The organism is Roseovarius sp. THAF8 (genome assembly GCF_009363735.1).
Classification (GTDB): Bacteria; Pseudomonadota; Alphaproteobacteria; order Rhodobacterales; family Rhodobacteraceae; genus Roseovarius.
Genome location: NZ_CP045410.1, coordinates 606,280 through 627,002 on the forward strand (window position 1 = coordinate 606,280; position 20,723 = coordinate 627,002).

Sequence of the window (20,723 nt, forward strand, 5' to 3'; positions counted from 1 at the left end):
GTGACCAGACCGATGCACATTATCGCCGCCTCGCTGCGCAGCCTCCTGGCGGCGCTCTTCATCCTCGTGTCCGGTGCGGTCGCGTCACTTGCGCAGGAGCCTCATTTCGAGATCGACCTGCTGAATCCCGGCCTGCCCCAGCCGCCTGAATCCCTCGACCGCGACACGCCCCGCTCGACGGTGGAATCCCTCCTCGCCTTCTTCGAAAAGGAAGAGTACGGCGCCGCGGCCCACCTGCTGGACCTGGGCGATCTGCCGCTCGAAATGCAGGCCAACCGCGGCGCCGATCTCGCGCGGCAGCTGAAGATGATCATCGACCGCCAGGTCTTGATCCCGTGGACCGACCTGTCGGACCGTCCCGACGGCTGGCTCGACGGGGCCGAGGAAGACCCCGGCGCCGGCCGCGTGCGCCGCTCGATCCTGCTCAACATGCTGGAGCTGGACAAGCGCCCCGTGCCCCTGCGCCTCAACCGCGTGAAACCCGCGAACGGCGATGCGGTCTGGCTCATCTCGCGGCAGAGCGTGCGCGACATCCCCGCGCTTTACGAGCGCTTCAAGCCGACCGAGCTTGAAATGGCGATGCCCCCCTGGGCGCGCGAACGCGGCCCGTTCGGGATGTATATCTGGGAATGGCTGGCGCTGCCCGTCATCACCGTCGTCGCGTTCCTGCTGGGCTACATCGCCTATCGCCTCGTCGGCTGGCTGGGCCAGTTCTCCAGCCGGCGGATCGTGCAGGCCTGCGTCCGCGCCTTCCGCCTGCCCGCCACGATCATGGTGATTTCCGCCGTCATCGGCTTCACCACCAACCGCCTGCTGGTGGTCACCGGCCCGATCAGCGTCGTCGTCGGCCCCCTGGTCCTTCTGGGCTATGTCATCGGCTTCGCCCTTGCGGCCGTGCGCGTCGCCGACGAGATCTTCGACCGCGTCAGCCTCAACAGCCCCGAGGAACTCGCCAACCCGGGCAACGCGCATTATCGCAACATGGCCACCATGCTGTCGGGCTTCCGCAAGTTCGTCATCATCCTCGCCGTCATCGCCGGCGCCGCCACGCTGCTCAGTTCGGTGCAGGTCTTCAACTCGCTGGGCTACACCCTGCTGGCCGGGGCCGGTGCGATCACCATCGTCCTGGGCTTCGCCGCCCGCGAGGTGCTGGGCAACCTCTTGGCCGCCGTGCAGATCGCGCTCAACCGCTCGGCCCGGATCGGCGACCAGATCATCTTCGAGGATCGCTTCTGCACCGTCGAGCGCATCCATTTCACCTATGTGCAGCTGGCGATCTGGACCGGCAACCGCTTCATCGTGCCGGTCAGCCACTTCGTCAAGCATCCCTTCGAGAACCTCTCCGCCGGCGACCGCGAGATGACCCGGCCGATCCGCCTCACCTTCGCCCAGACCGCCGATGTCGGCGCGCTGCGCACGGCGTTCTTCCAGATCATGGACGAAATCGACGACGGCACGCTGGGATCGAAGGACGACGCCGGCGTCTGGGTCGAGGATCAGGACATCTTCGGCAAGAAGGTCCTCTTCGCCCTGCCCACCCCCGACCAGTCCACCTTCTGGGATCTCGAAACCGCCTGCCGCGAACGCCTGCTGACCCGCGCCGCCGAGCTTGAAAAGGAAACCGGCAAGCCCTTCCTGCCGCAGGGTCCGGTGCAGGATTATCCCGGCGGCTGACCCCGCGCGCCCGACGGATCGAAGCCTTGCATTGGCGCGCGCGCTGGCCCTATTAAGCCGGGACCTTTTCAACGGGGATCCCGATGACCGAAGACCAGATTATCGACCTGCTCTCTTCCAACCTGTCCTACATCCTGCTCGCCCTGCTGCTGTTCCTCGTGATCTTCAAGGGCGTGAAGATCGTGCCGCAATCCGAACAGCACGTGGTCGAACGCTTCGGCCGCCTGCGCTCGGTGCTGGGGCCGGGGATCAACTTCATCGTGCCCTTCCTCGACAAGATCCGGCACCGCGTCTCGATCCTCGAACGCCAGCTGCCCAATGCCAGCCAGGACGCCATCACCCGCGACAACGTGCTGGTCGAGGTGGAAACCTCGGTCTTCTACCGCATCACCAACCCCGAAAAGACCGTCTATCGCATCCGCGACGTCGACGCCGCCATCGCCACCACCGTCGCCGGGATCGTTCGCGCCGAGATCGGCAAGATGGATCTCGACGACGTGCAGGCCAATCGCTCGCAGCTGATCGACACGATCAAGCAGCATGTCGAGGACGCCGTCGACAATTGGGGGATCGAGGTCACCCGGGCCGAGATCCTCGACGTCAATCTCGATCAGGCCACGCGCGAAGCCATGCTGCAACAGCTCAACGCCGAACGCGCCCGCCGCGCCCAGGTGACCGAGGCCGAGGGCAAGAAACGCGCCGTCGAACTGGCCGCCGACGCCGATCTCTACGCCGCCGAGAAAACTGCCGAGGCCCGCCGCATCCAGGCCGACGCCGAGGCCTACGCCACCGGCGTCGTGGCCCGCGCCATCGCCGATAACGGGCTGGAAGCCGCGCAATACCAGGTCGCGCTGAAGCAGGTCGAGGCGCTCAACGCCCTGGGGCAAGGGCCGTCATCGCAGACCGTCATCGTGCCCGCCCACGCGGTCGAGGCCTTCGCCAATGCCTTCACCATGCTGAAAGGCAAGCCATGATCGACCTGCTGTCGCACTGGTGGGTCTGGCTCTGCGCCGCGCTGGCCATCGCCATCCTCGAACTGCTGATGCCGGGCTACATCTTCCTCGGCATTGCCGTGGGCGCCGCGGTCATGGCCCTGCTGGTGGCTCTGCTCGGGCCGTTCGCGGCCCCCACTCTCGTCGCTCTCTTCGCCGGCGTCTCGCTCGTCGCATGGCTGGTACTGCGCCGCCTCTTTCGTGCGCCCGACGACCAGACCCGCTACTTCGACGAAGACATCAACAAGTAGCTTCACGCGCCGCGCCCGCGACCGTCATCCCACCGTAACCTTGTGCCGACATGGATTACGTGGTGAAACTTGCAGTTCCACCGTCGACCGATCCACAATCAAAAGGCCACCCCATGACAGCATCCGCCGACAGCCCCGAGATCCTGAACTTTGGCTGGGAAGAATGGATTTCCCTGCCCGGACTGGGCGTTCCGGCGTTGCGGGCCAAGGTCGACACCGGCGCGCGCACCTCGGCACTCCACGCCTTCGACATCGAAACCTTCGGGCCCTCCTCGAAACCCAAGGTCCGGTTCACCGTCCACCCGATCCCGGGCCGCGACGACTTGGTGATCCCCTGCTCGGCCCCCATCGTCGACCGGCGCGAGGTGGCGTCCTCGAACGGCGAGAAGGAACTGCGCTACGTCATCGAAAGCAAGCTCGAGGTCTCGGGCCAGTCCTGGCCGATCGAGATCACGCTCACGAACCGTTCCACCATGAACAGCCGGATGCTCCTTGGCCGCACCGCGCTCAAGGATCACATCTCGATCGTCGCCACCGACCGCTTCCTTCAGCCCGAGCTCAACTACGACGTCTACCACACCAAGAAGATGCGCGAGGCCCAGCCCAACCGCTCCCTGCGCATCGCGGTGCTCTCGCGCGAGGACAACTACTCCACCCGCCGCCTCGTCGAGGAAGGCGAGAAGCGCGGCCATTCCGTCGAGGTGATCAACACCACCCGTTGCTACATGGCGATCAACACGCTGGCGCCCGAGGTGCATTACGACGGCAAGCGCCTGCCCCGCTACGATGCCGTGATCCCGCGCATCGGCGCCTCGATCACCTCCTACGGCGCCGCCGTGGTGCGCCAGTTCGAAACCATCGGCACTTACTGCGTGAACCCTTCGGCCGGTATCTCGTCCAGCCGCGACAAGCTCTACGCGCATCAGCTCATGGCCCGCGCCAAGGTGGGTATGCCCAACACCGCCTTCGCCGCCTCGCCGCAGGACACCGGCAACCTCATCGGCCTCGTCGGCACTGCGCCCCTGATCGTCAAGCTGCTGGAATCGACCCAAGGCAAGGGCGTCGTGCTGGCCGAAACCAAGAAGGCCGCCGAGTCCGTGATCGACGCCTTCCGCGGCCTCAAGGCCAACTTCCTCGTGCAGGATTTCGTCAAGGAGGCCGCGGGCGAGGATATCCGCTGTCTCGTGATCGGCGGCAAGGTCGTGGCGTCGATGAAACGCACCGGGGCCGAGGGCGATTTCCGCTCCAACCTGCACCGCGGCGGTTCGGCCAAGTCTGTGCGCATCACCAAGACCGAGCGCGAAACCGCCCTGCGCGCCGCCCGCGCCTTCGGCCTGGGGCTGGCGGGCGTCGACCTTCTACGGGCCGAGGCGGGGCCCAAGGTGCTCGAGGTCAACTCCTCGCCCGGCATGGAGGGGATCGAAAATTCCACCGGCAAGAACATCGTCGGGATGCTCTACGACGATATCGAGGCCCGCGTGCGCCCCGAACCCGTGCGGCGGCGACGCACCAGCAAGTGACCCCGGGGAACGCAACGTCACCCGGCGCGCGTTAACCCTTTCGGGCCGCCCGATGCCGCGCCGCGGCGGTGCACACCCGGTGCACGCGGGGTGCACGCATGTCACCCCCGCCCGATCCGGCCGATATCGGGGCGTTAATCCACCGCACCCCCTCTGGACGCGGCGCTCTCATATCCTTATATATTCAGTCGGATAACGGCACAGGACGTGACATGACCCAACAGCCAGAACCTCTCGAAGGCGCGCCGCTGATCGCGCCCTCCAGCACGGATCACCCGCTTTACGACCAGATCGTCGAAGCGTGCCGCTCGGTCTATGACCCTGAAATCCCTGTGAATATCTATGACCTCGGCCTGATCTACACGATCGACATCACCCCCCAGAACGAGGTCAGCGTCATCATGACCCTGACCGCCCCGGGCTGCCCCGTCGCCGGCGAGATGCCCGGCTGGGTCGCCGAGGCGATCGAGCCGTTAGCAGGTGTGAAACAGGTTGATGTTGATCTGACCTGGGAGCCGCCTTGGGGCATGGACATGATGAGCGACGAGGCAAGGCTCGAACTCGGGTTCATGTAAGGCAAGCAAAAACGCTTGCATTTTGCAAAAGCAAGTAATATTACTTGCCTATGATTTGGACCGTCCTCACCGGCGATATCGTCGACTCCGCCGCCCTTTCGGCGGACCGCCTGGACGATGTCATGGCCTGCCTCGACCGGCTGTCAGATGACATTTCCGCTTGGGGCCAGGGCGCCACGATTGCCTTCGGACGACGCGGCGGGGACGGCTGGCAACTGGCGGTCAACGCGGCTGAATACACCTTCAGATCAACGCTTTACCTGCAATCCAGCCTGATGGCGCTGGATCCTGCAGTGCAAACGCGCATCGCCGTGGCGACCGGCAAAGGCACCCTCTCCGACGCCAACCCCAACAGCGCCCACGGCCCCGCGTTCAGCGCCTCTGGCCGCCTGCTGGAAACGCTCTCGGGCAACACGCTCCTCGCCCACGCCGCCGGTGGCCCGCTCGACGCCACCTTCCGACTTGCCGACCATATCGCGCAGGGCTGGACCCAGGCGCAGGCCCGCGCCGTGGCCGCGATGCTGCCCCCCGGAACAGGACCGCGCCGTGTCGCCGCCGACCGCCTCGGCATTTCCCGCCAGGCCATTGATCAGGCGCTTCATGCCGCCGGCTACCCGGCCCTGCACGATGCCCTGACACTGCTGGAGACGTCGGAATGATCGAGACCCTGACCGCCCTCCTCTTTGCTCATGTCCTGGCCGATTTCGTCCTGCAAACCGACTGGATCCACCGCCACAAGCGCCATTTCGGCGTCATGCTTCTGCACGGGGCGCTGGTTCTGGTGGCCTCCATGGCCGCGCTGGGCCATGTGGATGCGTTGCCGGTTCTGGCCCTCGCCGCCCTGCACGTCGCCATCGACTGCGCCAAAACCTACGGCAATTTCAAGGGCCTGACGGCGTTTCTCGCCGATCAGGCCCTGCACCTACTGGTGATTGTCGCCGTCGCGTTTTACGCCCCCACCCTCTGGGCCACCGGCGCCTGGGCCGACATGCCCACCCTGTTGCCGTTGATGGCGCTTCTCTCCGGCCTGATCGCGACACTGGTCGCCGGAGAATACGCCATCGGCCTCTTGATGCGCTCGCATGGCACGCTGATCCAGCAACGTGGCCTGCGCAACGGCGGCCGCCAGATCGGGCTGATCGAGCGTGGCCTGATCTTCTTTTTCGTCATGGCAAATCAACCGCTTGGCGTGGGTTTCTTGATCACGGCGAAATCCATCCTGCGCTTCGGCACCGCCGCGCGGGATCAGAAAACGGCGGAATATGTGATCATCGGCACGCTGGCCTCCTTTGCCTGGGCCTTTCTCGTGGCCGAGGCCACCCGCGCCTGGATGGAATTGCTGCCCCCGCTTGAGATTGCCCGGTGGCTTGCTTAAATTGAGGGCAACGCAGCGAGAAAGGCAGCACCATGTTCGGAATTCCAGGCAAGCAGGCGGTCACCATGACCCCCAAAGCGGCGTCGATGATTGCCCGCCTGATGGACAAGGACGGCCACCAGGGCCTGCGCATCGGCGTCAAGAAAGGCGGCTGCGCGGGCATGGAATACACCATGGATTATGTGACCGAGGTCGACCCTAACGACGAGGTGGTCGAACAGGACGGCGCCCGCGTCATGATCGCGCCCATGGCGCAGATGTTCCTTTTCGGGACCGAGATCGACTACCAGACCTCGCTACTGGAATCGGGCTTCGTCTTCAACAATCCCAACGTCACCGAGGCGTGCGGCTGCGGCGAGTCGATCAAGTTCGAAGGCATGTAGCCGTTGCCCCGCCCGGCCCGAGCCGCTACCACTCCGGTCAATTAACCGGGAGGTAAGGAATGGCGCGTAAGCTGGCGGCTGGTAACTGGAAGATGAACGGCACGCGCAGTGCCTTGCAGGAATTGTCCGCTCTCGCACAGGCGCATCCCGATCCGTCCGTGGACATTCTCATCTGCCCGCCCGCCACGCTGATACATCCGGCTGCGGCGCTTATGGCGGACGCGTCCGTTCAGATCGGAGGACAGGATTGTCACGCGCAGGTCAGTGGCGCCCATACCGGCGATATCTCTGCCCAGATGCTGGCCGACGCCGGCGCCACCAGCGTCATCCTCGGACATTCCGAACGGCGCGAAGATCACGGCGAAAGCAGTGACGCCGTCAACGCCAAGATCCGCGCGGCCCACGCCGCCGGGCTGGTCGCCATCGTCTGCGTGGGCGAGTCGCTGGCGCAGCGCGAGTCGGCCAGCACGCTCGAAATCATCGGCGGCCAGCTCGCCGCGTCCCTGCCCGATGCCTGCACCGCGGCCAATACGGTGATCGCCTACGAGCCGATCTGGGCCATCGGCACCGGCAGGATTCCCACGACCGACCAGATCGACGAGGTTCACGATTTCATCCGCGCCGACATGATCCGCCGCTTCGGCGCAGAGGAAGGCGGTGCGATCCCCCTGCTCTATGGCGGATCGGTGAAACCCGACAACGCCGCCGAGATTTTCGCCACCGACAATGTCGATGGCGCCCTCGTCGGCGGCGCAAGCCTCAAGGCCGCGGATTTCTCGCCCATTATCAAGGCGCTGGAGCAATCGACATGATCGGCTAGACCGGCAACATCGTCGTCGATTTGATCTCTTCCATCGACAAGAGCGCGGTAACGTTGTGCACTTTCACCTCTGAAATCAGCGCCTGGTAAAAGGTGTCGTAGGCCCGCGCGTTGCTGACCACGACCTTCAGGATATAGTCGATATCGCCCGCCAGCCGGTGCGCCTCCATCACCTCGGGCCGGGTTCTCAGCGCATTCAAAAACCTGTCCTGCCACTCCTTGTCGTGCTCTGACGTGCGGATCAGGACAAAGAAACAGGCCTCCAGTCCCAAGGCTTCTGGATCCAGCAGAAAGGTCTGCTGGCGGATCACACCGCCTTCCCGCATCTTGCGAATCCGGTTCCACACCGGCGTCTTCGAACTGCCCACGGATTTGGCGATATCGTCCAGCGACTGCCCGCCGTCCTTTTGCAGTTCCAAGAGGATTTTCCGATCCAGTTCGTCAAGGCGAACACTCATTCCACAATTTCCCTTTTCCCGGAACACGCCCTGTCCGCTGAAAGCATTTTGGAACGCATGTCCTTATTCGCGCCGACCAGTGGCGCAATACCGGGAATATTTTCTATATCTAAGGGCAAGTCAATCGCAGCCGGAGGCAAGCCCCCGTGAAACATTTTCCCATCTTCGTCGCGCTCGAGGGCCGTCGCGTCGTACTGTCCGGAGGCGGCGACGCGGCCCTGGCCAAGCTGCGCCTGCTGCTGAAGACCGAAGCGCACCTGACAGTGTTCACCCCGTCTCCCGCGCAAGAGATCGAAGACTGGCACGCCGCCGGCAAGCTGCGCCTCGTGCGTCGCGCGATGGAGCCGGGCGACACGACCTGCGCCGTTCTGTTCTACGCCGCGGACGAGGACGAGGCCGAGGATGCCCGCACCTCCGCCATCGCCCGCGCCGAGGGCGCGCTGGTGAACATCGTCGACAACCTGCAGGACAGCGCCTTCATCACGCCCGCGATCGTGGATCGTGACCCGGTGACCGTCGCCATCGGCACCGAGGGCGCGGCCCCCGTTCTGGCCCGCGCGATCAAGGCCGATCTGGAAGAGCGCCTGCCCGCCACGCTGGGCACTCTCGCCCGGATCGGCAAGGCGTTCCGCAAGGCGGTCGAGGTACTGCCCATGGGCCGCAAACGCCGCGACTTCTGGTCGGAGTATTACTTCGGCACCGGCCGGCGTGCGATGGATGAAGGCGGCGAAGAGGCCGTCACCAACGCCCTGCCCGCCCTTCTGGACAAACATGTGAAGGCCGAAGAGCGTAAGGGTCACGTGGCCTTCGTCGGCGCCGGCCCCGGTGACCCGGAGCTGCTGACCCTCAAGGCCCGCAAGGCGCTCGACGCCGCCGACGTGGTGATCCACGACCGGCTTGTCACGCCCGAAATCCTTGAACTTGCCCGCCGCGAAGCGACGCTGATCGACGCCGGCAAAACCGGCTTTGGCCCGTCGATGTCGCAGGAGGATATCAACGCGCTGATCGTCGAACACGCCGCAACCGGCGCGCAGGTGGTGCGCCTGAAAGGTGGCGATCCGACCGTCTTCGGCCGCCTCGACGAAGAAATCGACGCGGTCGATGCCGCCGGGATCGGCTGGCACATCGTGCCCGGGATCACCGCCGCCTCTGCCGGTGTGGCCGCCATCGGCCAAAGCCTGACCAAGCGCCAGCGCAATGCCGCGGTGCGTTTCGTCACCGGCCATGACATGAAAGGCTATGCCGAGCAGGACTGGGCCACGCTGGCCCAACCCGGCGAGGTGGCCGCGATCTACATGGGCAAGAAATCCAGCCGCTTCATCCAAGGCCGCCTGCTGATGCATGGCGCCGACCGCGCCACCCCTGTCAGCATCGTCGAGAACGCCTCGCGCCCGGAACAGCGCATCGTCGACACCACCGTGGCCCGCATGGCGCAGGATCTGGAAGCCGCCGATCTCGACGGCCCCGCCCTTACCTTCATCGGCCTGGCACCGCGTGCCGCCGAGGCAAGTCTTTCCCTCTCGACCCAGGAGTTCGCCTGATGCCCAGAGAATTCACCCCCAAGGTCGTCACCGCCAACGCGCTGCTGGAAGGCGACGTCGTGTATCAAACTGCCGATGACCGCTGGTCGCGGCACCTTTCCGAGGCTGAACTGATCAGCGACGAGGCGCTCGCCAAGCTGCGGCTGGCGCAGGCCGAAGGCCAGCCCGAACTGGTCGTCGGGCCCTATCTGGCCGATGCCAAACCTTCTGACGACGGCCCGCAGCCGACGCATTTCCGCGAGGAATTCCGCCGCACCGGCCCGTCCAACTATGACCATGGCAAACAAGCCGAGGTAAACTGATGTATTCCTATTCCGAATTCGACGCGGCCTTCGTCGCCGAGCGCAACCGCCAGTTTCGCGCCCAGGTCGAGCGCCGCATCGCCGGCAACCTGACCGAGGACGAGTTCAAGCCGCTGCGTCTGATGAACGGCCTTTATCTGCAATTGCACGCCTACATGCTGCGTGTGGCGATTCCCTATGGCACGCTCAATTCGCGCCAGATGCGCCAGCTCGCCCATATCGCCGAGACTTGGGACAAGGGCTATGGCCATTTCACCACGCGCCAGAACATCCAGTTCAACTGGCCCGAGCTGCGTGACGTGCCGGAAATCCTCGATGCGCTTGCCGAGGTCGAGATGCACGCCATCCAGACCTCCGGCAACACCATCCGCAACGTGACGGCTGACCATTTCGCAGGCGCCGCCGAGGACGAGATCGCCGATCCGCGCCCGGTGGCAGAACTCTTGCGGCAATGGTCCACCGACCACCCCGAATTCCAGTTCCTGCCACGCAAGTTCAAGATCGCCGTCACCGGCAGCCCGAATGACCGCGCCGTGATCAAGGCGCACGATATCGGCATCCAGATCGTCGAGCGTGAGGGCGAGATCGGTTACCGCGTTCTCGTCGGCGGTGGCCTTGGCCGGACGCCGATGATCGGCAAGGTCCTGTCCGATTTCGTCGCCCAAGAAGATCTGCTGCCCTATATCGAGGCCACGGTCAGCGTCTGGAACCTGCTGGGTCGGCGCGACAACAAGTACAAGTCGCGTATCAAGATCACTGTGCACGAACATGGCATCGACGATATCCGCGCCCGGGTTCAGGAGCGGTTCGAGATTATCCGCCCCGCGTTTTCGGGCATCGACGTCGCTCTCTTCGAAGACATCAAGGCCGCCTTCGCCCCGCCCGTCTTCCGGCAGGACGGCACCGAGGTGTTCGAGACCACGTACAAGACCGACCCGATTTTCCGGTCCTGGGCCGACACGAACCTCGTCGCCCACAAGGCGCCGGGATATTCAATCGTGCAGATCAGCCTCAAGGCCCACGGTGCCACGCCCGGTGACGCCACGGCGGACCAGATGCGGGTGATGGCCGACCTTGCCGAGTTCTACGGCCATGACGAGCTGCGCATCAGCCACGAGCAGAACGTGATCCTGCCGCATGTGCATAAGTCGCACCTGCCCACGCTGCACGCCATTCTGAAAAAGCACGGGCTGGCCACGGCGAATATCGGCCTGATCTCGGATATCATCGCCTGCCCCGGCATGGATTACTGCGCGCTTGCCACGGCGCGCTCCATCCCGATCGCCCAGCAGATCGCAACCCGCTTCGACGAATTGAAGCTGGAGCATGATATCGGCGAGCTGAAGATCAAGATATCGGGCTGCATCAACGCCTGCGGCCATCACCACGTGGGCCATATCGGTATCCTCGGGCTCGATCGCGCAGGCGTCGAGAACTACCAGATCACGCTGGGTGGCGACCACACCGAGACCGCGGCTATCGGCGACCGTACCGGACCGGGCTTCTCGGCCGACGAGATCATTCCGGCCGTCGAACGCCTCGTCGAGACCTATCTCGACCAGCGGCAGGACCGGGACGAGACGTTCCTGCAATTCTACCGCCGTGTCGGCATGGCGCCGTTCAAGACCGCCCTCTACGAACAGGACAAGGCCTATGCTGCAGAGTAAGATCGACACCAGCCTGCCGACCCGAGTCTCGGGTCTGAACGAGTGGTATCGCCTGAACTCCGCCACCGCCGTGCTGCGCCATGCGCTGGCCAGCCCCGAGGCGGGCAAGCTGGCGCTCGTGTCCAGCTTCGGCGCGGAATCCGTGGTGCTTTTGCACATGATTTCGGTGCTGAAGCGCGACACGCCGGTGATCTTTCTCGATACCGAGATGCTGTTTGCCGAAACGCTGGTCTACCAGCAGGAACTGGCCGAGCGGCTGGGTCTGAAGGACCTGCGCATCATTCGTCCAGACACCGACGCGGTGGCCAAGCAGGACCCCGACGGCACCCTGCACCAAGCCGACACCGACGCCTGCTGCACCCTGCGCAAGACGGTGCCTCTGCAATACGCGTTGCAAGGGTTCGACGGCTGGATCACCGGGCGCAAACGCTATCACGGCGGTGACCGGGCGGCGCTCGATTTCTTCGAGACCGAAGAGTCCACGGGCCGGATGAAGGTCAACCCGCTGGCGCATTGGACCCGCGAAGACGTGCAGACCTACATGGAAGAAAACCGCCTGCCCCGGCATCCGCTGGTGGCGCAGGGCTATCCTTCCATCGGGTGCAAACCCTGCACCAGCCGTGTGGCCGACGGCGAAGACGCCCGCGCGGGCCGCTGGCGCGGCTCCGACAAATCCGAATGCGGCATTCATTTCGTCAACGGAAAACCCGTCAGAACAGGAGAAACGGCATGAGCGTTATCGTGACCGATCAAGGCTTTGCAAACGACGACTGGGACGGCCCCATCGCCGCGCTGAACGACGCGCATCCTGGCTGTGCCATCGATCTTGCGTCCAGCAACGACCCCAATGAACTGGCCGGGCGGATATCTGACATCCCGATGATCCGCGTCGACTTTCCCAGCTTTTCCGACGGGCGCGGCTTCACCATCGCGCGGCAACTCCGGCTGATGGGCTTCAAGGGGCGCTTGCGTGCCCGTGGCCATGTCATCGCGGACCAATACGCCATGGCGCGCCGCTCGGGCTTCGACGAGGTCGAAATCTCGGACGACCTGGCCCAACGGCAGCCCGAGGACCAATGGCTGTTCCGGGCGGATTGGCAGGCGCATGACTACCAGGCGCGCCTGCGCGGCGCCGAGCGCGGCAGGATTCCCGCCGAATAACCCCTGTCATCTGACCTGAATCAAAGTATACGAGGAGGCGCCCGGGCTAAGACCTCGGGCTATGATTGCTGATGAACGAGACCGTGACCGTGACCGAAGCGAAACCCGTCAAAGTCCCCACCCTGCCCGACGCCCAGACCGTGACGGCGGTCAAGCACTGGACCGACAGGCTGTTTTCCTTCCGCACCACCCGGCCCGCCAGCCTGCGCTTTCGCTCGGGCGAGTTCGTGATGATCGGGCTGATGCAGAAAGACGAGAAGACCGGCAAGGAAAAGCCCCTGCTGCGGGCCTATTCCATCGCCTCGCCGTCCTGGGATGATGAGCTGGAGTTTTACTCGATCAAGGTGCAGGACGGCCCCCTGACCAGCCGCCTGCAGCATATCCAGCCGGGCGACGAGATCATCCTCCGGCCCAAGCCCGTGGGAACGCTGGTGCATGACGCCCTCTTGCCGGGCAAGCGCCTTTGGCTTTTCGCAACGGGCACAGGCTTTGCGCCTTTCGCCTCGCTGTTGCGCGATCCGCAAACCTATACCGATTATGACGAGGTGATCATCACCCACACCTGCCGCGAGGTGGGTGAGCTGACCTATGGCAAGGAGCTGATCGACGGCATCCGCACCGACGAGATGCTGGCCGAACTGATCGGCGAAGGCTTTCACGAGAAGCTGCGCTATTACCCCACCACAACGCGAGAGGAGAGCCCGAAGATGGGCCGCATCACAGACTTGATGCGCAAGGGCGAAGTCTTCGAAGACCTGGGGGTTGAGCCTCTTACGCCCGAGATCGACCGCGCGATGGTCTGCGGCAACCTGGCCTTCAACCTCGAGATCAAGGAAATGCTGGAGGAATACGGCCTGCGCGAGGGTGCCAACTCCGATCCGAAGGAATACGTGGTCGAAAAAGCCTTTCTCGACTGAACCTCGTCAGCAAACACGAAAAAACCCGCGCTGATCGCAGCGCGGGTTTTCTTGTTTCAGCAGCCTGATACGATCAGATGTTCAGCGCTTCACGCACCGCGTCCAGCGCGCTGTCCAACATATCGGGATTGTCCCGCGCGGCTTCCAGGCTGGATTTCAGCCCTGTCTTCTGCACCGGGCCAAGGTCGGAATTGTCGATGTAGTCCGCAACCTTGTCGTAATCGAACCCCTCGGGCGTCAGCAACTGCTCGATGGAGGTCTCGGTCGCCTCGGCTGCGTCCCCGGCTTCGGTCGCGGCGTCTTCCGCGGCCTCTTCGGTAGCGCTCGCGGCGTCTTCTGCCGCGTTTTCGGTTGCAGCTGCCGCATCGCTCGTCGCATCCGCGGCCTCGTCAGCCGCATCCTCGGCGGTTGCTTCCGTCGCATCAGCCGCGTCGCTTGCAGTGTCGGCGGCGGCATCTGCGGCGTCCGAGGCGGCTTGCGTTGTTTCTTCGGCGACTTCCTCGGCTGTCTGCTCGGTCGCATCCGCGGCGTCGGCGGCGGCTTCCGCCGCATCATCCGCGGCTTCACTGGCCGTGTTGGCGGCATCCGACGCGGTGTCCTCGGCGAAATTGGCCGCATCGTCGCCGGCCTCGACCGCGTCCTGCGCCGCTTCATCGGCCGCGTCCCCGGCAGCATCGACAGCATCTTCTGCGGCCGCCGCGGCATCTTCGGCAGCCTCCTCGGTCGCCTCGGCAGCCTCGTCGAGCGCTTGGCCGGTGTCCTCGACGGCGTTCTCGACCGCTTCACCGGCGGCATCGCCGGCACTTCCCAGCTCCTCGGGTGTCGACACGGTCTCGGAGACCTCTTCCACGACCTCCTGCGGAGACTTGCCGGTGAACAGCATGTAGCCGCCGGCAAGAATGGCCAAGGCGACGATCAGCCACAAAATGTTTCTCATTGGTATTCCCCTCAACTGGCAGGTATCTAGAGACAGTCACAGCCTGCCTTAACGTTGCTTCGAGATGAAGCGTAAAATCGGCGTGCGCAAGGGGAAATTACCTTCGCTTGGGGCACTGACAGCCCATTTTGCCGCTTGAAACACCCCTTGGCCGCAGTTACCTTGCGACCTCAAACTTGTTGAACGATCGAAGGACAAAAACCATAGCCCGCAGACCACACAACGCGCCCCCGACGCGCGACACCGGCCCCCGCATCAACGATAAAATCCGCGTTCCGGAAATCCGCCTCATCGGCGCGGATGGCGAAAACGTTGGCGTTGTGACGCCAGAACGGGCCATGGGCATGGCGGAAGAGGCCGGTCTAGACCTCGTGGAAATCTCGCCGAACGCCAATCCGCCGGTCTGCAAGATCATGGATTACGGCAAGTACAAGTACGAACAGCAGAAGCGCGAGTCCGAGGCGCGCAAGAAGCAGAAGGTCATCGAGGTGAAGGAGGTGAAGTTCCGCCCCAACACCGATACGCACGACTATGACGTCAAGATGCGCAACGTCTTTCGGTTTCTTGAGAATGGCGACAAGGTGAAGATCACGCTGCGCTTCCGTGGCCGCGAAATGGCGCACCAGGACCTGGGCCGCGACCTGTTGCAACGCGTGGCCGAGGACATCAAGGAAATCGGCAAGGTCGAGAACATGCCGAAGATGGAAGGCCGCCAGATGATTATGATCATCGCGCCGGGCGCCAGGTAGATCCCATAATTTGCGCAGACAGGTTTTGTCGCGTCTTCGGTCTGCCCTGACCGGGCTGACCGCTTGATTTTCCGCCGGGCAAATGGTCAGATGCCGTCGTCATACGCCCGGACCCCGTCACTCACACGACCCAGGGGTTCACGACAGGCCATTGTCGGCGTCGTGGGAGGTGGCACGAACCAAAAGAGGACACGGGGATGCAGTGGGGACAGCTGACCGCGGCGGCGATGTTTGCATGTAGCGTCGCGCAGGTCTGCGCCGCGGAACGGGCAAGCGATGGACAGGTCAACGTTATCTTCTGGCAGGCCCCTTCGATCCTGAACCCCTATCTGACAGGCGGCATCAAGGACATCGAGTCCGCCAGCCTGGTCCTCGAGCCGCTGGCGCGCTACGACGAGACGGGCACGATGGTGCCGTGGCTGGTGGACGAGATCCCGACGCTGGAAAACGGCGGCGTCAGCGAAGACATGAAATCCGTCACCTGGACCCTGACCGACGGGCTGCTTTGGTCCGACGGCACGCCCGTCACCTCCAGCGATGTCCGTTTCACCTGGACATACTGCACCGCCGAGGGTGGCGGTTGCGCGCATGCCGACAAGTTCGCCGGGATCACAGGCATCGATACGCCGGATGACCGGACGGTCGTCATACGCTTCGACGAGGCAAAGCCGTTTCCCTACGACGCATTCGTGGGATCCTCGGCCCCGATCCTTCAGGCACGGCAATTCGCCGATTGCCTTGGCGACCGCGCGCCGACCTGCACAGACGCCAATTTCTATCCCATAGGCACCGGCCCGTTCGTGTTGGAGGAGTTCCGGGCGGGGGACATCGTCAAGATGTCCGCCAACCCGAATTTCCGGGAGCCCGAGAAGCCTGCCTTCGCCAGCTTGCTGATCAAGGGCGGTGGCACCGCCGAAAATGCGGGCCGGGCCGTGCTGGAAACCGCAGACTACGATTACGCCTGGAACCTGCAACTGCCGCCCGAGGTGCTGGACGGGATGCAGGCGGCAGGCAATGGCAGCATCGTCTCGGCGTTCGGGACGCTGGTTGAACGTGTCGTCCTCAATCTGACCGATCCCTCGGCCGCACTTGGGGACGAGCGTGCGACCCGGGCGCATGACCACCCGTTTCTGACCGATGTCGCCGTGCGCCAGGCCCTGAGCCTGGCGATCGACAGGGCGATCCTCGTCGAGATTGGCTATGGCGAAGCGGGTGCGATGACCTGCAACATCCTGCCTGCGCCGGAAATCTATGCCTCCGACGCCAACGAGGCCTGCAAGACCCAGGACATGGCAGGTGCGAAGTCGCTGCTGGACGCGGCCGGCTGGACCGACAGTGATGGCGATGGCATCCGCGACAAGGACGGGATCGATCTGCGCATTCTGTTTCAAACCTCCACCAACGCGGTCCGCCAGACCTTTCAGGCGGCGATCAAGAGCTGGTGGTCAGAGATCGGGGTCGAAACCGAGCTGCGCAGCATCGACGGGAACGTCTTTTTCGGAAGCGATCCCAACAGTCCGGACACTTATCAGAAGTTCTTTGCCGACGTGCAGATGTACGCCCAGATGTTCGATGGCACGGACCCCGAGGCGTATATGGCCAGCTGGACATGTGACCGCATTCCGACACCGGAAAACCAGTGGCAGGGCACCAACATGCCGCGCTATTGCAACGAGGCATACGACGCCCTGGTGCAAGAGTTTCGCGAAACCGCGGGCCTGGAAGCTCGTGCCGAACTGGCGCGGGCGCTCAACGACATGCTGATGCAGGATTTCGCGATTCTGCCGCTGGTACATCGCGGGCGGGTTTCGGCCCATGTAGACAGCCTGGGTGGTGTCGTCATGAACACCTGGGACAGCGAATTGTGGAACGCGGCGGACTGGTACCGCAAGTCGGCGGAGTGATCCCGAAAAGGCTACGATGGGGGCCGCCAATGGACATGGCTGAATGCTGACATTCGCTTTGCGCCGATTGCTGCTGTCGATACCGGCCCTGATCCTGATCGCGTTGATCATCTTTCTGTTGCTGGAGTTCGCGCCGGGCGACCCCATGGGCAACCTGCCCCAAACGATTTCGCCCGAGGTAAAGGCCCGGATGCGCGAGGCGCTCGGCCTTGGCGAGCCCGTGCATGTGCGGTTCTGGAAGTGGATGGTGCAATTCTTCTGGATCGAGCCGCAAGTGCTGTTGGATAGCGTGTTCGGAACATCCCTCGCCGACGGAAAGCTGCGTGTCCTGAGCTGGCAGAGCCGTGCGCCCGTCATGGCCGAGATCGCCCGCGCCCTGCCCCAGACCCTCTGGGTCGTCGGCACGGCCTATGTGGTCGGCATTCTCGTGGCGTTGCCGATCGGAATCTACTCGGCCTACCGGCAATACTCGGTCTTCGACAACGCCGGCACCTTCGTGACGATGCTGGGCTATTCCCTGCCACCGTTCCTGACCGGCCCCTTGGTCATCTATGTCTTCGCGGTTCAGCTCGACCTGCTGCCCTTCATCTACGAGACGACGCATAGCGTGAGGGATTGGGACAGCTTCATCTATCAGGTCCGGCAGATGGTCTTGCCGGTGCTGGTCTTGTCGGTGCAGACCACGGCGCAGATCAGCCGCTACCTGCGCTCTGCCATGCTGGACAACCTCGGCCAGGATTACGTGCGCACGGCGCGGGCCAAAGGGCTTGGAGAGTGGGCGGTGGTGATGGCGCACGTCCTGCGCAATTCGATGATCCCGGTCGTAACCGTCATTGCACTGGGCGCCCCGGCGGTGTTCGGCGGGGCCATCATCACCGAGCAGGTGTTCGCGATAAACGGCATCGGCGCGCAGCTGATCGGGGCGATCAAGGCCAACGACCTGCCCATGGTTCAGACGCTGACGTTCCTGTTCGCTGTCCTGATCGTCCTCGCCAACCTGGTTGCGGACCTGCTCTATGGTCTGCTCGATCCGAGAATCCGTTATGACTGACCGCGCGCCCGCGAAAACCGGCCTCTGGCGCGACGTCCGGCGCCAGTTCCTGCGCCACAAGGGCGCCGTCTTCGGCGCATATCTTTTTGCCGGTATCGTGCTGGCCGTACTGCTTGGCCCGGCCCTGTGGAGCATCGCGCCCGATGAGCTGGATTTCTCCGCCCGCAACGCGGCGCCGAGCCTGGCGCATCCCTTCGGCACCGATCAGCTGGGCCGGGACGTGCTGGCACAGGTGCTTCTGGGGGGACGCATCTCGCTGGCGGTCGGGTTGGCGGCCATGGTGCTGTCGGTATGTCTGGGCACGCTGGTGGGTGTGTCCGCCGGGTTCTTTCCCCGGCTCGACGGGCCGTTGATGCGGCTGACGGACCTGTTTCTGTCCCTGCCCCTTCTGCCGTTGCTGCTGGTCATCGTGATGCTGTTCCGCGAAGCGCTGAGTGCCGCGGTGGGGACGGAGATGGGAATTTTCCTTTTGGTCGTCGCCGCGATCGGACTGACCAGCTGGATGCCCGTGGCACGGATCGTGCGGGCCGACGTGCTGAGCGTGCGGGAGCGCGAATACATCCTGGCGGCACGCGCCGCGGGAACCACGCGCTTTCGCCAGATCACCCGGCACGTGCTGCCGAACGTCCTGTCGCCGGTGGTGGTTTCGGCCACGCTCGGGATTGCCAACGCGATCATAACCGAAAGCGCGCTGAGCTTTCTGGGCCTGGGTTTTCCATCCGATTTTCCCACCTGGGGGCGCCTACTGAGCGATGGCGTGGTCTATCTGGCAGAGTTCCCCTGGCGCGTGTTCTGGCCGGGTCTGATGATCTCGCTCACCGTCCTCAGCGTGAATTTCATGGGCGACGGGCTGCGCGATGCGCTCGACCCCAAGCTGCGCGCCCGAGCCGCGCGGCTTTGATCGCGATCAAGGCGGCACGGGCTTGGTTTGCGAATATGGAGCCCGCGAAAGGGAGGCCACCATGAAGCACGAAGCCCAGAAAATCGCGTTGTTAAAACGCCGAGAAACGCTGACCACGCATCTGAGCACCGTCGAACGCACGTTGGACGAGACACCACCCAAGGACTGGGAAGACCGCGCCTCGGAGCGGCAGGGTGACGAGGTGCTCGAGGCGCTGGGTTTGGCGGAACTGGAAGAGGTCCGCCGGATCGATGCCGCGCTGGAGCGGATCAAGGTGGGTACATATGGTATCTGCACTGCCTGCGGGGAGAGCATCCCGGAGGCCCGGCTGAAGTTCCTGCCGGACACACCGTTCTGCGCCCACTGCGCGGCCTGACCGAATCAGGCCGGCATCCGCTGTTCGATGATTTCGGCCCACCAGCTGCAGCCGGCGGGGATGACCTCGTCGTTGAAGTTGTACTCCGGATGATGAACCGGGGCCGAGGCGCCGTTGCCGACGAGGATATAGGCCCCGGGGCGTTCCTCGAGCATGAAGGCGAAATCCTCGCCGCCCATCACGAGCGGGGCCGTATCGCATTGACCTGACACCGATTTTGCCACCTCGGCGGCGAACTCCGTCTGTTCGTCATGGTTGGCCATGACCGGGTAATTGTACTCGTAATCAAGCGATATCTCGGCCCCGAAGGCCGCGCCGATATGGTCGCAGATGCCCTTCATCCGGGTCGCGGCCAGCTCTCGCGTCTCGTTGCTGAGAGTGCGCACGGTGCCCATCAGCGTGACGCGGGACGGAATCACGTTGAATGTATGCGACGAGGTTTCCATCGAGGTCACCGAGACAACGATTTGCTGGATCGGATCGGCATTGCGGCTGACGATGGTCTGAAGCGCGGTCACCAGGTGGCCCGTGACGACCGTGGGGTCGATGGTTTCATGCGGCTTGGCCGCGTGGCCGCCCTTGCCTTCGACCACGATATCGAACTTGTCGGTGGCGGCAAAGAACGGGCCGGGCCGGATGGCGAACTGGCCCGGTTCGACCCCCGGCCAGTTGTGCATTCCATAGACTTCCTGGATGCCGAAGCGTTCCATCAACCCGTCGTCGCACATCTCCTTGCCGCCGCCGCCGCCCTCTTCGGCAGGCTGGAAGATGATCACGGCGGTGCCGTTGAAATTGCGGGTCTCCGCAAGGTACCTGGCCGCGCCCAGCAGCATGGCGGTGTGCCCGTCATGGCCGCAGGCGTGCATCGCGCCGGGCGTCTTGGAGGCATAGTCGAGCCCCGTCGCCTCGTGAATCGGCAGCGCGTCCATGTCGGCGCGCAGGCCGATAGTGCGGCCTGAAGAGTTTTCGCGCCCTTTGATGACCGCCACGACGCCGGTGCGGCCCAGCCCGGTGACGACCTCGTCGCAGCCGAAACATTGCAATTTTTCGGCAACCAGGGCGCTGGTGCGGTGGGTATCGAAGAGGATTTCGGGGTTCTCGTGAATATCACGTCGCCATGCCGTAATCTCATCCTGCATTTCTGCAAAGCGGTTCTTGATGGGCATGGG

Annotated in this window: 23 protein-coding genes; 20 read left to right on the forward strand and 3 right to left on the reverse strand. The window is 64.1% G+C overall.

The window, feature by feature from the left end:
* The 9 genes from FIU85_RS02925 (at nucleotide 1) to tpiA (ending at nucleotide 7,582) form a co-directional block, all read left to right on the forward strand.
* Nucleotides 1-1,674 carry a mechanosensitive ion channel family protein gene (locus tag FIU85_RS02925; protein ID WP_172978782.1) on the forward strand — a complete coding sequence of 558 codons (1,674 nt, stop codon included), beginning with the start codon at nucleotides 1-3 and terminating at the stop codon, nucleotides 1,672-1,674.
* Nucleotides 1,675-1,757: 83 nt separating this feature from the next.
* A complete protein-coding gene (locus tag FIU85_RS02930; RefSeq protein WP_152492162.1) occupies nucleotides 1,758-2,648 on the forward strand; it encodes an SPFH domain-containing protein in 891 nt (296 codons plus the stop codon).
* A complete protein-coding gene (locus FIU85_RS02935) occupies nucleotides 2,645-2,917 on the forward strand; it encodes an NfeD family protein (protein WP_152492161.1) in 273 nt (90 codons plus the stop codon). Before FIU85_RS02930 ends, FIU85_RS02935 begins: the two co-directional genes overlap by 4 nt.
* A gap of 113 nt (nucleotides 2,918-3,030) precedes the next feature.
* Nucleotides 3,031-4,437, forward strand: coding sequence for a 30S ribosomal protein S6--L-glutamate ligase (gene rimK, locus FIU85_RS02940; RefSeq protein WP_152495789.1), 1,407 nt, complete (start codon nucleotides 3,031-3,033; stop codon nucleotides 4,435-4,437).
* A gap of 212 nt (nucleotides 4,438-4,649) precedes the next feature.
* Nucleotides 4,650-5,012 carry an SUF system Fe-S cluster assembly protein gene (locus FIU85_RS02945; protein ID WP_057794000.1) on the forward strand — a complete coding sequence of 121 codons (363 nt, stop codon included), beginning with the start codon at nucleotides 4,650-4,652 and terminating at the stop codon, nucleotides 5,010-5,012.
* A 50-nt stretch (nucleotides 5,013-5,062) separates the two neighbouring features.
* Entirely contained in the window at nucleotides 5,063-5,671 is a 609-nt protein-coding gene (locus FIU85_RS02950; RefSeq protein ID WP_152495790.1) for a MarR family transcriptional regulator, read from the forward strand.
* Entirely contained in the window at nucleotides 5,668-6,387 is a 720-nt protein-coding gene (locus FIU85_RS02955; RefSeq protein WP_152495791.1) for a DUF3307 domain-containing protein, read from the forward strand. The genes FIU85_RS02950 and FIU85_RS02955 overlap by 4 nt, the downstream gene beginning before the upstream one ends.
* Nucleotides 6,388-6,419: 32 nt before the next feature.
* Nucleotides 6,420-6,770, forward strand: coding sequence for an iron-sulfur cluster assembly accessory protein (locus FIU85_RS02960; RefSeq protein WP_057794005.1), 351 nt, complete (start codon nucleotides 6,420-6,422; stop codon nucleotides 6,768-6,770).
* A gap of 59 nt (nucleotides 6,771-6,829) precedes the next feature.
* Nucleotides 6,830-7,582 (forward strand): triose-phosphate isomerase, encoded by a 753-nt coding sequence (gene tpiA / locus FIU85_RS02965; RefSeq protein WP_152495792.1) that lies wholly within the window; start codon nucleotides 6,830-6,832, stop codon nucleotides 7,580-7,582.
* Between the two features lie 4 nt (nucleotides 7,583-7,586).
* Here tpiA and FIU85_RS02970 read toward each other — a convergent pair whose 3' ends face one another.
* Nucleotides 7,587-8,048, reverse strand: coding sequence for an Lrp/AsnC family transcriptional regulator (locus FIU85_RS02970; protein ID WP_057794009.1), 462 nt, complete (start codon nucleotides 8,046-8,048; stop codon nucleotides 7,587-7,589).
* A 146-nt stretch (nucleotides 8,049-8,194) separates the two neighbouring features.
* Here FIU85_RS02970 and cysG point away from each other — a divergent pair, with 146 nt between their 5' ends.
* The 6 genes from cysG to FIU85_RS03000 all read left to right on the forward strand — a co-directional run bounded on the left by cysG (nucleotide 8,195) and on the right by FIU85_RS03000 (nucleotide 13,636).
* The gene (cysG, locus tag FIU85_RS02975; protein WP_152495793.1) at nucleotides 8,195-9,589 is read left to right on the forward strand and encodes a siroheme synthase CysG; all 1,395 of its coding nucleotides are present in this window, start codon (nucleotides 8,195-8,197) and stop codon (nucleotides 9,587-9,589) included.
* Entirely contained in the window at nucleotides 9,589-9,891 is a 303-nt protein-coding gene (locus FIU85_RS02980) for a DUF2849 domain-containing protein (protein ID WP_152495794.1), read from the forward strand. The genes cysG and FIU85_RS02980 overlap by 1 nt, the downstream gene beginning before the upstream one ends.
* Nucleotides 9,891-11,558, forward strand: coding sequence for a nitrite/sulfite reductase (locus tag FIU85_RS02985; RefSeq protein WP_152495795.1), 1,668 nt, complete (start codon nucleotides 9,891-9,893; stop codon nucleotides 11,556-11,558). Before FIU85_RS02980 ends, FIU85_RS02985 begins: the two co-directional genes overlap by 1 nt.
* Nucleotides 11,545-12,291, forward strand: coding sequence for a phosphoadenylyl-sulfate reductase (locus FIU85_RS02990; RefSeq protein WP_152495796.1), 747 nt, complete (start codon nucleotides 11,545-11,547; stop codon nucleotides 12,289-12,291). Before FIU85_RS02985 ends, FIU85_RS02990 begins: the two co-directional genes overlap by 14 nt.
* The gene (locus FIU85_RS02995) at nucleotides 12,288-12,719 is read left to right on the forward strand and encodes a DUF934 domain-containing protein (protein ID WP_152495797.1); all 432 of its coding nucleotides are present in this window, start codon (nucleotides 12,288-12,290) and stop codon (nucleotides 12,717-12,719) included. Before FIU85_RS02990 ends, FIU85_RS02995 begins: the two co-directional genes overlap by 4 nt.
* Nucleotides 12,720-12,790: 71 nt before the next feature.
* The gene (locus FIU85_RS03000) at nucleotides 12,791-13,636 is read left to right on the forward strand and encodes a ferredoxin--NADP reductase (protein ID WP_152495798.1); all 846 of its coding nucleotides are present in this window, start codon (nucleotides 12,791-12,793) and stop codon (nucleotides 13,634-13,636) included.
* A 73-nt stretch (nucleotides 13,637-13,709) separates the two neighbouring features.
* Here the strand turns inward: FIU85_RS03000 and FIU85_RS03005 are convergent, their stop codons facing one another.
* Nucleotides 13,710-14,573 (reverse strand): translation initiation factor 3, encoded by an 864-nt coding sequence (locus FIU85_RS03005; protein ID WP_152495799.1) that lies wholly within the window; start codon nucleotides 14,571-14,573, stop codon nucleotides 13,710-13,712.
* A 203-nt stretch (nucleotides 14,574-14,776) separates the two neighbouring features.
* Here FIU85_RS03005 and infC point away from each other — a divergent pair, with 203 nt between their 5' ends.
* From infC to FIU85_RS03030, 5 genes are all read left to right on the forward strand, one after another.
* Complete coding sequence (gene infC, locus FIU85_RS03010) at nucleotides 14,777-15,322, forward strand: translation initiation factor IF-3 (RefSeq protein WP_216647080.1); 546 nt, start codon at nucleotides 14,777-14,779, stop codon at nucleotides 15,320-15,322.
* 227 nt (nucleotides 15,323-15,549) lie between these two features.
* The gene (locus tag FIU85_RS03015) at nucleotides 15,550-17,226 is read left to right on the forward strand and encodes a peptide ABC transporter substrate-binding protein (protein WP_254703043.1); all 1,677 of its coding nucleotides are present in this window, start codon (nucleotides 15,550-15,552) and stop codon (nucleotides 17,224-17,226) included.
* A 43-nt stretch (nucleotides 17,227-17,269) separates the two neighbouring features.
* Nucleotides 17,270-18,277 (forward strand): ABC transporter permease, encoded by a 1,008-nt coding sequence (locus FIU85_RS03020; protein WP_152495801.1) that lies wholly within the window; start codon nucleotides 17,270-17,272, stop codon nucleotides 18,275-18,277.
* Nucleotides 18,270-19,178: an ABC transporter permease gene (locus FIU85_RS03025; RefSeq protein WP_254702995.1), complete on the forward strand. Its 909-nt coding sequence runs from the start codon at nucleotides 18,270-18,272 to the stop codon at nucleotides 19,176-19,178. The genes FIU85_RS03020 and FIU85_RS03025 overlap by 8 nt, the downstream gene beginning before the upstream one ends.
* A gap of 61 nt (nucleotides 19,179-19,239) precedes the next feature.
* Nucleotides 19,240-19,554, forward strand: a complete 315-nt coding sequence (locus FIU85_RS03030; protein ID WP_152495803.1) for a TraR/DksA family transcriptional regulator — start codon at nucleotides 19,240-19,242, stop codon at nucleotides 19,552-19,554.
* 5 nt (nucleotides 19,555-19,559) lie between these two features.
* Here FIU85_RS03030 and FIU85_RS03035 read toward each other — a convergent pair whose 3' ends face one another.
* Nucleotides 19,560-20,720, reverse strand: a complete 1,161-nt coding sequence (locus tag FIU85_RS03035; RefSeq protein ID WP_152495804.1) for a M20 aminoacylase family protein — start codon at nucleotides 20,718-20,720, stop codon at nucleotides 19,560-19,562.
* Nucleotides 20,721-20,723: the final 3 nt, after the last annotated feature.